This is a genomic window from Rhodoplanes elegans, assembly GCF_016653355.1.
GTDB lineage: Bacteria > Pseudomonadota > Alphaproteobacteria > Rhizobiales > Xanthobacteraceae > Rhodoplanes > Rhodoplanes elegans.
Window position 1 is genome coordinate 1 of record NZ_NHSK01000194.1, and the last position, 10367, is coordinate 10367.

General features: G+C 72.1%; 6 protein-coding genes. 3 read left to right on the forward strand and 3 right to left on the reverse strand.

The features are described 5' to 3' along the window. From CCR97_RS23095 to CCR97_RS23105, 3 genes are all read right to left on the reverse strand, one after another. The coding region (locus CCR97_RS23095) for an efflux RND transporter permease subunit (RefSeq protein ID WP_201159900.1) at positions 1–3112 on the reverse strand (3112 nt) is incomplete at its 3' end. Between the two features lie 4 nt (positions 3113–3116). Continuing rightward, positions 3117–4304, reverse strand: a complete 1188-nt coding sequence (locus CCR97_RS23100) for an efflux RND transporter periplasmic adaptor subunit (RefSeq protein ID WP_111358576.1) — start codon at positions 4302–4304, stop codon at positions 3117–3119. Positions 4305–4775: 471 nt separating this feature from the next. Further along, positions 4776–7427, reverse strand: coding sequence for an ATP-binding protein (locus tag CCR97_RS23105; protein WP_170145943.1), 2652 nt, complete (start codon positions 7425–7427; stop codon positions 4776–4778). Positions 7428–7878: 451 nt separating this feature from the next. Between CCR97_RS23105 and CCR97_RS23110 the strand changes: the two genes are divergently transcribed. The 3 genes from CCR97_RS23110 to CCR97_RS23120 form a co-directional block, all read left to right on the forward strand. Continuing rightward, the gene (locus CCR97_RS23110) at positions 7879–8388 is read left to right on the forward strand and encodes an OsmC family protein (RefSeq protein ID WP_111358574.1); all 510 of its coding nucleotides are present in this window, start codon (positions 7879–7881) and stop codon (positions 8386–8388) included. A 212-nt stretch (positions 8389–8600) separates the two neighbouring features. Next, the gene (locus tag CCR97_RS23115) at positions 8601–9407 is read left to right on the forward strand and encodes a hypothetical protein (RefSeq protein ID WP_201159901.1); all 807 of its coding nucleotides are present in this window, start codon (positions 8601–8603) and stop codon (positions 9405–9407) included. Between the two features lie 62 nt (positions 9408–9469). After that, positions 9470–10367: LysR substrate-binding domain-containing protein (locus CCR97_RS23120; protein ID WP_201159902.1), on the forward strand; the 898-nt coding region annotated here is incomplete at its 3' end.

The window sequence follows — 10367 nt, forward strand, 5'->3', positions numbered from 1 at the left end:
CCGCTCGCGCCTCGGCCTCCGCCGCGGCGAGGCGGCGGCGCTCGGCGCGCGGCAGGGCGAAGCGGTCGTAGAGGATCGGCAGCATGAGCAGGGTCAGGGCCGTCGCCGTGATCAGGCCGCCGATCACCACGATGGCGAGCGGTCGCTGGATCTCGGCGCCCGGCCCGGTGGCGAACAGGAACGGCACGAGGCCGAGCGCCGCGATCGAGGCGGTCAGCATCACGGGCCGCAGCCGGCGCCGCGTGCCCTCCATCACGGCCTCGCGGAACGGCAGGTCGCCGCGGGCGCAGACCTCGTTGATGTAGGAGACCAGCACCACGCCGTTGAGCACGGCGATGCCCATCAGGGCGATGAACCCGACCGACGACGGCACCGACAGGAACTCGCCCGACGCCCACAGGGCGATCACGCCGCCGATGGTGGCGAAGGGCACGTTGCAGAACACCAGGATGGACTGCCGCAGCGAGCCGAACGTCAAGTACAGCAGCAGGAAGATGCCGGCGAGCGCGATCGGCACCACGATCATCAGGCGCACCGAGGCGCGCTGCTGGTTCTCGAACTGGCCGCCCCAGACGAGGCCGTAGCCCTTCGGCATCTCGACCTTGGCCGCGACCGCCGCCTTGGCGTCGTCGACGAAGCCGACGAGGTCGCGGCCGCGCACGTTCGCCAGCACGGTGGCGAAGCGCTGGCCGTCCTCGCGGATCACCTGGATCGGCCCGTCGTCGACATTGATGGTGGCGACCTGCGCCAGCTCGACCGTGCCGCCGCCGGGCAGCACGATCGGCACGCGGGCGAGGTCGGCCGCCGAGGCGCGCAGCCGCTCCTCGCCGCGCACCACGAGCGGCGTGCGCACCTGGCCCTCCAGCACGAGGCCGAGCCGGCGCCCGTCGACCCACACGCGAAGCGATTCCTGCACCTCCTGGGCGTTGAGGCCGAAGCGGCCGGCGCGCTCGCGGTCGACCGACACGGTGAAGTAGCGCATCCCGGCGTTGCGCAGCGCGAACACGTCGATGGCGCCCGGCACGCCGCGGATCGCCGTGGCGACGTCGCGGGCGACGCGGTTGAGGCTCTCGATGTCGTCGCCGAACACCTTGACGACGACGTCGCCGCGCGCCCCGATGATCATCTCCTGGACGCGCATGTCGATCGGCTGGGTGAGCGCGTAGTCGATGCCCGGGATGGTGTCGAGGACGCGCCGCAGCTCGCCGAGGAACCAGCGCGTGTCGGGACCGCGCCAGGTGTCCTTCGGGGCCAGCGTCATGAACATGTCGGTCTCGTTGAGGCCGACCGGGTCGATGCCGAGCTCGTCGGCGCCGGCCCGCGCCATGATGCCCTTGATCTCCGGGATCTCGGTCATCAGGGCCTCCTGGATGCGCAGGTCGGTCTGCGCCGCCTCGTCGACCGAGATGGTGGGGAACTTGCGGATGGTGACGACCGGCGTGCCCTCGTCCATCACCGGCATGAAGGTGCCGCCGATGCGCGGGAACACCACGGCGACCGCGACGATGCCGAGCGCCACCGCCGCGAACACCACGGCGGGCCGACGCATCACGAAGGCGAGCACCGGGTCGTAGGCGGCGTGCAGCTTGCGCACCAGCCACGGGTCGGCGTGAGCGCCGGCGCGCAGCAGATGCGCCGACAACGCCGGCACGATGGTCAGCGACAGCAGCAGGGCTGCGACCAGCGCCACCACGATGGTCAGCGCCACCGGGCTGAACAGGCGGCCCTCCAGGCCCTGCAGGGCGAGCAGCGGCATGAACACCACGATGATGATGGCGACGCCCGACACCAGCGGCACCGCGACCTCGCGGGTCGCCTCCAGCGTGAGGCGCAGCCTGGTCGCGAGATCGGGCTTCTCGACCGTCGAGAGCCGGTGCTCGACGTTCTCGACCACCACGACGGCGCAGTCGACCAGTAGGCCGATCGCGATCGCGAGGCCGCCGAGCGACATGATGTTGGCCGACCAGCCGAGCTGGCGCATCACCGCGAAGGTGGCGAGCACGGCGAGCGGCAGGATCAGCGACACGACCAGCGCCGAGCGGAGGTTGCCGAGGAACAGGAGCAGCATGACGACGACGAGCGCGATCGCCTCCAGCAGCACCTTCTGCACGGTCCACACCGCCTTGCCGATCAGCTCGCTGCGATCGTAGAAGATGACGACGCGGGTGCCCTCGGGAAGCTGCGGCGCGAGCGTCGCGAGCCGCGCCTTGACGCCGTCGACGACGGTGCGCGCGTTGGCGCCGCGCAGGCCGAGCACCATGCCCCACACGGCCTCGCCGGTCGCGTCGGCCGTCACCACGCCGTTGCGGGCGAGCGCCCCGAAGCGCACGTCGGCGACGTCGCCCACCCGCACGACCGAGCCGCCCCGCACCGTGACGATGGTGTTGCGCACGTCGTCGAGCGTGCGGATGCGCCCCTCCGAACGGACCAGCAGCGCCTCCTCGCCGTTGCGGATGCGGCCGGCGCCGTCGTTCCTGTTGTTGTCCGCGATCGCCTCCTCCAGCATCTGCGTGGTGATGCCGCGCGCCGCCATGGCGGACGCCGACGGGATCACCTCGAAGGTGCGCACATAGCCGCCCAGCACGTTGACGTCGGCGACGCCGGGCAGGCCGCGCAGCGCCGGCCGGATCGTCCAGTCGAGCAGCGAGCGCTTCTCCTGGACGCTCAGCGTGTCGGACTCGATCGTGAACATCACCATCTCGGCGAGCGGCGTGACGATCGGGGCGAGGCCGCCGTCGGCGTCGGCGGGAAGCTGGCTGCGCACCTCCTGCAGGCGCTCGTTGACCTGGGCGCGGGCCCAGAAGATGTCGGTGCCGTCGGCGAACTCGAAGGTGAGGAGCGCGACCGAGTAGCGGGTGGTCGAGCGCATGCGGACCAGATTGGGGATGCCGCGCGCGGCGAGCTCGATCGGCGTCGTGACGCGGCTCTCAAGCTCCTCCGGGGTGAGCCCGGGGGCCTTCATGGAGACCAGCACCTGCACGGGCGCGACGTCCGGGAAGGCGTCGATGGACAGCCGCTGATAGGCGATGGCGCCCCACACGGCGAGCGCGATCGCGCCGATGAAGACGATCAGGCGCTGGCGCAGCGCGACGTCGACGAGAGACGAGAGCATCGGATCAGTCCTGGTCGGCGGCGGCGAGCTCGGAGAGCAGCGCGACCACGCCGCGGTCGGCCACCTGGGCGCCGGGCGACAGCCGGCCGCGGATCGAGGCGGTCGCCGTCGACTCGGCGACGACCTGCACGGGCATGGCGCGGAAGCCGGTCGGCTCGCGCACGAAAACCCAGGCGCGGTCGCGATGGCGCACCACCGCGGTCGCCGGCACCGACCATTGCGGCAGTCCGTTCTGGCCGATCCGGAGCGTCGCGGCGACGGCGAGGCCGGGCCGCACGGCCCCGCCGGCGGCGTCGATCTCGGCGACCGCCACGGCCGACTGGGTCGCCGCGTCGACGGTGCGGCCGATCCGGATGATGCGGCCCTCGACCCCGTAGGCCGGCAGGATCACGCGCGATCCGACCGTGACGGCCGGCAGGCGGGCGGCCGGCACCTGCAGGTTCAGCCACAGCGGATCGAGCGCCGCGATGGACAGGAGCGCCGCCGCCGGCTCGACGCGCTGGCCCGGATTGGCGTTGCGGGCGACGATGGTGCCGGAGATCGGCGCGTGCACCGTGACGGCGCTGGCGATCTTGCGGGTGGTGCGCAGCGCCTCGATCTCGGCCTCCGACATCTCCATCAGGCCGAGGATCTGCGAGCGCTCGTCGAGTCGCGACTTGGCGTGGGCCGCCTCGGTCTCGGCGACGCGCAGCTCGCGTTCCGGAGTCACCCGGCCCTCCCACAGGAGACGTGTGCGGCGTAGCCGGTCGCTCGCCAGCGCCTCGTCGGAGAGCGCGGCGAGATACTGACGCTGCGCCTCGACGAGGTCGGGCGAGCGCAGCTTGACGATCGGCTGACCGGCCGTGACGGTCTCGTCGGCGGCGACCAGCACGGTCTCGACCAGGCCGCCGGCCGGCGCCGCGACGACGCGGAGCTGCTGCGGCGGGATCGCCACGGTGCCGGGCAGCGACAGGTCGAACTCGCCCGTCTCCGGCGTGACCGCCGTCGTGCCGATGCCGGCGGTGCGCATCTCGCGCTCGTCGAGCGTGAGGGCGATTCCCTCGCGGTCGCGCACCGCCGCCGCGGCGGCTTCGGCGACGGCGGCCGCCGAGGCGGTCGGTGCGCCGTCGGCAGCGAGCGCAGGCGACAGGACGAGCGTCATCGTCAGGGCGGCGGCGAGCGCGCGCCCGGTGAGAGCAGTCGGGGAAGGCATCGGTGTCTCGTTCGGTTCGGCTCGGAACGTCCAAGCGGAGAATTTCCAAGTCGGGCCGCCGGGACGCGCGTCGGAGACGGGTCTCGATCGCAGTCCATGCGGGCGCGTATCGCGTCTCGCGTCAGGCTGCTCGGTCTCGCACGATGCGCTCCCTGTCTGTCGATCCTGGGCCAAGAGGTAGAACAGTCCGGGCGCTGCGCCAGCCCCCCGGCCGGTGTGCGCGATGTCGCACCGTGCGACGGGACGCCGCGATCGTTCCAAGATTTCCAGGAATTACGTGCCGAATCGCCGACGTGATCACGTCCTGCGACACCCTGCCGTACCACCCGGCGGTGTTAGCGACTTCCGTGGGAGTCGCTCCGTGCTCCGCTCATGGCCGCGAAGGCGGACATCCAGGGCCGCACGTCGAGCCGCCCCCACCGTCGCGGTGACGAGCGGAGCGAGAGGGGCTTGTTTCGACCGAGAGCGCTTCTATCGCTGCGGCGACATCAGAGCGTCGACCGTGCCGGCCCGGGTGTTGGCGAGGGCGGCGCGGATGCGGCGGTCGAGCTCCGGCTCCAGGAACGGCTTGGGCAGGATGTGCTCGTGGCGCACGCCGGCCAGCACGGTGGAGTCGGCATAGCCGGTGATGAACAGGATCGGCAGCGCCGGGCGGCGCAGGCGCGCCTCGCGGGCGAGGTCGAGGCCGCTCATCCCCGGCATGGCGAAGTCGATCAGCGCGAGCTCGATGTCGTCGCGCGAGGCGAGCCGGTCGAGCGCGGCGCCGCCGCTGCCCGCCTCGACGACCCGGTGGCCGAGCGTCTCCAGCATGGTCGCGGTGACGTGGCGGACGTCGTCGTCGTCGTCGACCACCAGCACGCAGGCGGACAGGCGCTTGCCGGTCGGCTTCTCGGGAGCGCCGTTGGTCTCGGCCTCCTCGGCCGAGGGGGCGCGCGGGAAGAACACCCGCACCGTGGTGCCGTGTCCCGGCTCGGTCTCGATGGCGACGCCGCCGCCGGACTGCTTGGCGAAGCCGAGCACCTGCGAGAGGCCTAGCCCGGAGCCCTTGCCGACCGTCTTGGTGGTGAAGAACGGTTCGAACGCCTTGGCCTGCACCTCCTCCGACATGCCGGTGCCGGTGTCGCTCACCGCCACCTCGACATAGTCGCCGGGCCCGGGATGCTCGGGCCGGGTCGGGTCGTCGCGTGTCACGTTGGTGGTGCGCACGGTGAGCCGGCCGCCGACCTGCATGGCGTCGCGCGCGTTGATGGCGAGGTTGAGGATGACGAGCTCGAGCTGGGTCGGATCGACCAGCGCCGACCACGGCTCGTCCGCCAGCACGGTCTCGATCTCGATGCCGCCGCCCATCGTGGTGCCGAGCAGCTCGCGCATGCGCGTCACCGTCTCGTTGAGGTCCAGCGCGCGCGGCTCCAGCCGCTGGCGGCGCGAGAAGGCGAGGAGCTGGGCGATCAGCTTGGCGCCGCGCTCCGCCGCGATGCGGATGTGGGTGACCCGCCGCATCAGCTTGGGATCGTCGGCCTCGGCCCACAGCCGCTCCAGATGGCTGGCGTTGCCGAGGATCACGGTGAGCAGATTGTTGAAGTCGTGGGCGACGCCGGAGGTGAGCTGGCCGACGGCGTCGAGCCGCTGCATCTGGCGTAGCGTCGCCTCGACCTGCTCGCGCTCCTCGATCTGGGCGAGGAGCTGGCGGTTGGCGGCGGCGAGATCCTCGGTGCGCTCGGCGACCCGCGTCTCCAGCGTCTCGTTGAGGCGGAGCAGCTCCTCGCGGCTCTTGCGCAGCGCCGCCTCGAAGCGCCGCGCCGCACTGACGTCGACGCAGGAGCCGATGAACCCCAGGAAGGCGCCGTCGGCGGCGTAATGCGGGACGCCGGTGTCGTCGACCTGGCACCACTCGCCGTCGCGACGGCGCAGCCGGAACTCGAAGCGGAACGGCTCGCGCTGGGCGAACGCGGCGCCGTAGACGCTCTCGCAGCGGGCACGGTCGTCGGGATGGACGTCGGCGAGCCAGCCGTCGCCGAGCGAGGCGTCGAGACTGCGGCCCGTGAAGGCGAGCCACGGCCGGTTGAACCAGGTGGCGCGGCCGGACGGCTCGCACACCCAGATCATCACCGGCGCCGAGTCGGCGAGGTCGCGGAAGCGCGCCTCCAGGCGGGCGAGCTCGTCGGTGCGGCGGCGCTCCTCCTCGCTGGCGCGGGCGTTGGAGAGGGCGCTCGCGAGATGCCCGACGACGAGGTCGAGGAAGCCGCGATAGTCGTCGTCGAAGGCACGCCGCGGGTTGATGCCGATCACCACGGCGCCACAGGTCGCGCCGGCGGCGCCGAGCCGCGGCACCGGCAGCACCAGCGCGCGCTTCACCGGCTCCGGCCACGCCGCGCCGGTGAGCGAGCCGAAGCGGAACGGCAGATAGTCGATCAAGGCCGCCTCGCCGGTGCGGATCACCCGGGCGACGCTCCACGGGTCGTCGTCCTCCGGGCCGATCTCCGCCGCGAACCGATCCGCCGGCACCCGGGTGGCGCCGACCGCGCGGGCGACCCCGCGGTCGTCGTCGTGCAGATAGAGGAGAGCGAGCGGCACGTCCGGATTGTCGGCGCCCAGCACCGCGAGGGCGCATTTGCAGGCGTGCTCGACCGTGCGGGCGTCGGCCGTCTGGGCCGCGAGCTCGCGCAGGATCTTCAGGCGACGTTCGCCCAGCACCCGTTCGGTCGTCTCGGTGACGGCCGTGAAGACGCCGCCGATGCGGCCGTCGGCATGCTTGATCGGGCTGTAGGAGTAGGTGAAGTAGGCTTCTTCCAGATAGTTGTTGCGGTCGAGCGGCAGGAGCACGTCCTGCGACCACGTCGCCTCGCCCTTCAGCACGCTCTCGAGCTGCGGCCCGATGATGCTCCAGGTCTCCGGCCAGATGCCGCGGCCGGAGCGGCCGAGGCTGGCCGGATGCTTGGTGAGCCCGAGGATCGGCCGGTAGGCGTCGTTATAGAGCATCACCAGGTCGGGCCCCCACCAGATCACCATGGGGAAGCGCGACGCGAGGCAGATGCTCACCGCCATCTTGAGCGCGTCGGGCCATTGCCCTGGCGGGCCGAGCGGCGACCGTGTCCAGTCGTGCGCCCGCATGAGCGCGCCCATCTCGCCGCCCTCGGCGAGGAACTGGCATGTCGTAGAAATGATCTCGGCTCTTCCGGGTTCTGGGACGGTGACTGTCGCGGTTTTTTGGGTCGTTTCTGTGTTGGCCGCGTCTTTGGTCGGGTCGGCGTCGGTCGCGGTGGGCCGCGGTGGCTCGGCGGCGCACACCGGGGTGGGCGGATCGGCGTTCGCGCGATGCGCTGTCATCACTCGGGACTCGGGCACGGCATCGAACGGGCTGCGGACTGTCGCCGGCGAACCGAGGCCCCACAACGGCGCGTCGGTGCGCCCCGGGGACCGCGCGAACTGGTTTCGGTCAAGGTGACGGAATGTGGGAGACCAGTCAAATCGATTTCGCGCGCAGAGGTTTAGGCCCGGGCTACGGATCCCCTTGCGTGTGCCTTCGCGGGCTGTAACGTGCGGCCCCCGATCCACCCCCGAGGACCACGACGCCATGGATGCGACCGCGCTGCGCGCCCTGCAGGCTCCGATCAAGGAGCGCTACAAGTCCGATCCGGCGACCGCCCTGATCACTTTGAGGGCCAAGGGTGCGCTCGACGACACCAGCATCGCCTGCAAGGTCGAGACCGGCCGGGCGCTGGCGGTCGCCGGTCTGCATCCGGCGAGCGGCGGCAGCGGGCTCGAGCTGTGCTCGGGCGACATGCTGCTCGAGGCGCTGGTCGCCTGCGCCGGCGTCACATTGAAAGCGGTGGCGACGGCGCTGGCGATCCCGCTCGCGAGCGGCACCGTCACGGCGGAGGGCGATCTCGATTTCCGTGGCACGCTCGGCGTCGCCAAGGACGCGCCCGTCGGCTTCGCCGCGATCCGGCTGACCTTCACGGTCGCCACCGACGCGCCGCAGGAGCAGCTCGACCAGCTCCTGAAGTTGACCGAGCGCTACTGCGTCGTCTACCAGACCATCAAGAACGGCCCGCAGGTGACGGTGCGCCTCGACCGGGCGTGAGGCGGCGTCCGATCGGTTCGGATGTCTCCACTTCTGCAGGTCGGGCTTCGCCTGTTTTCTCGGTCGTTCCGGGGCGGCGCGCGAGCGCCGAGCCCGGAACCCATACGCCCGGTCTCTCGTGAACCACCGGCACAAGGGGTTATGGATTCCGGGCTCGCGAGCCTGCGGCTCGCGCCCCGGAATGACGGGCTCTTGAGGATCTCGTACCCGTCATGTCCCCCGATCTCGCAGTGCTGCTGCCGCTCGTCTCCAAGATGGCGATCACGGCCCTGATCGTCGTCGTCGCGACGCTCGCGGCCGAGCGTGCCGGCCCCGTGCTCGGCGCCATGATCGCGACGCTGCCGACCTCGACCGGCCCGGCCTATGTGTTCCTCGCGCTCGCCCACGACGCCGACTTCATCGCGGCGGCGGGTCTGTCGAGCTTCGTCGCCAACATCGCCAACGGCGCCTTCGCCCTCGTCTACATCCGCATGGCGCAGCGCCACGGAATCGTCGCGAGCGCGCTCGGCGCGCTGTCGGGATGGTTCGCCGCCGCGCTCGTCGTGCAGGCGGTGGCGTGGACGACCGTGCCCGCCATGATCGCCACGTTCGGCGTGCTGATCGTCTGCGTGCTGGCGGCCGCGCGCTTCCGCCATGCCAAGATGCCGATGGCGCGGCGCCGCTGGTACGACATCCCGGCCCGCGCCGTGATGGTGGCGAGCCTGGTCGGCTTCGTGGTGACGGCCAGCTCCTGGCTCGGCACCGCCTTCACGGGGCTGTTCTCGGCGTTTCCGGTGGTGCTGCTGAGCTTCGTGATCATCCTGCAGTCGCGCCTCGGCGGGCCGGCGAGCGCCGCCATTCTCGCCAACGCGCTGCTCGGCCTGATCGGCTTCTCGTCGGCCTGCCTGACCATCCATCTCGCCGTGCCGCTCCTCGGCGTGTGGCCCGGCCTCGCGACGGCGCTCGCCGTCGCGGTCGGCTTCAACCTCGCGGTGCTGCTGATCCGTCGGCCGCGGCCGCCGACGCGGCCGGCGGCCTGAACCGCTCGCGTGCGACGCAAAACGGGCTAGGATCGGCCGGTGCCACCCGACCGCCCGCCGCCATGGACATCCGCCAGCTCCGCGCCTTCGTCGCCATCGTCGATCTCGGCAGCCTGACGCGGGCGGCCGCGTCGCTCCATGTCGCGCAGCCGGCGCTGAGCCAGCGCATGACGCGGCTGGAGGCGGAGCTGAAGACGCCGCTGCTGTTGCGCAGCCCGCAGGGCGTGCGGCCGACCGAGGCCGGCAAGGCGCTCTACCGCCACGCCCGCACGGTGCTGCGCCAGCTCGAGGAGGCGCGCGCCGAGGTGCAGCTCGGCGCCGCCGCCGGCGCCACCGGTCCGGTCGCGGTCGGCCTGCCGACGACGGTCGCGGCCATGCTGGCGGCGCCGCTCCTGCGGCTGGTGCGCGAGCGCCATCCCGGCATCCGGCTGCAGCTCTTCGAGTCGATGAGCGGCTATCTGGCCGAGCTGCTCGCCAACGGCCGGCTCGATCTCGTGATGCTCTACCGTGACATGGAGACCCCCAACGTGGCCGTGGAGCCGCTGCTGCAGGAGGACCTGTTCGTGATGGGCAGGCTGTCTATCGCGGACCCATCGCTCGGTTCGATCAACGGGACCGCCGCCGGCGATGCCGGGGCGGGCGGAACCTGTTCGGTGGCGGCGCTTGCCGGCGTGCCGCTGGTGCTGCCGAGCGGCAGCCAGGGCCTGCGGCTCCTGGTCGAGCGTGCCTTCGCGCGGGCCGGCGCCGAGGCGCCCAATGTCGTCGCCGACATCGACTCGCTGCCGCTGCTGCTCGGCGCCGCGCTCGATGGGCTCGCCTGCACGGTGCTGCCGTGGTCGGCGCTCGCGGCGCTGCCGGCCGGCGTGACGCTGCCCCACCGCCGCCTGGTCGAGCCGGCGGTGGCGCGGCCGGTGAGCCTGTGCCGGCTCGCCTCGGCGGCCCGCACGGCGGCCGTCGAGG

Coding starts and splice junctions, on each gene's coding strand:
- CCR97_RS23100 (WP_111358576.1), bottom strand. CDS start 4,304: ATGCCTTCCCCGACTGCTCTCACCGGGCGCGCGCTCGCCGCCGCCCTG.
- CCR97_RS23105 (WP_170145943.1), bottom strand. CDS start 7,427: ATGGGCGCGCTCATGCGGGCGCACGACTGGACACGGTCGCCGCTCGGC.
- CCR97_RS23110 (WP_111358574.1), top strand. CDS start 7,879: ATGGATGCGACCGCGCTGCGCGCCCTGCAGGCTCCGATCAAGGAGCGC.
- CCR97_RS23115 (WP_201159901.1), top strand. CDS start 8,601: ATGTCCCCCGATCTCGCAGTGCTGCTGCCGCTCGTCTCCAAGATGGCG.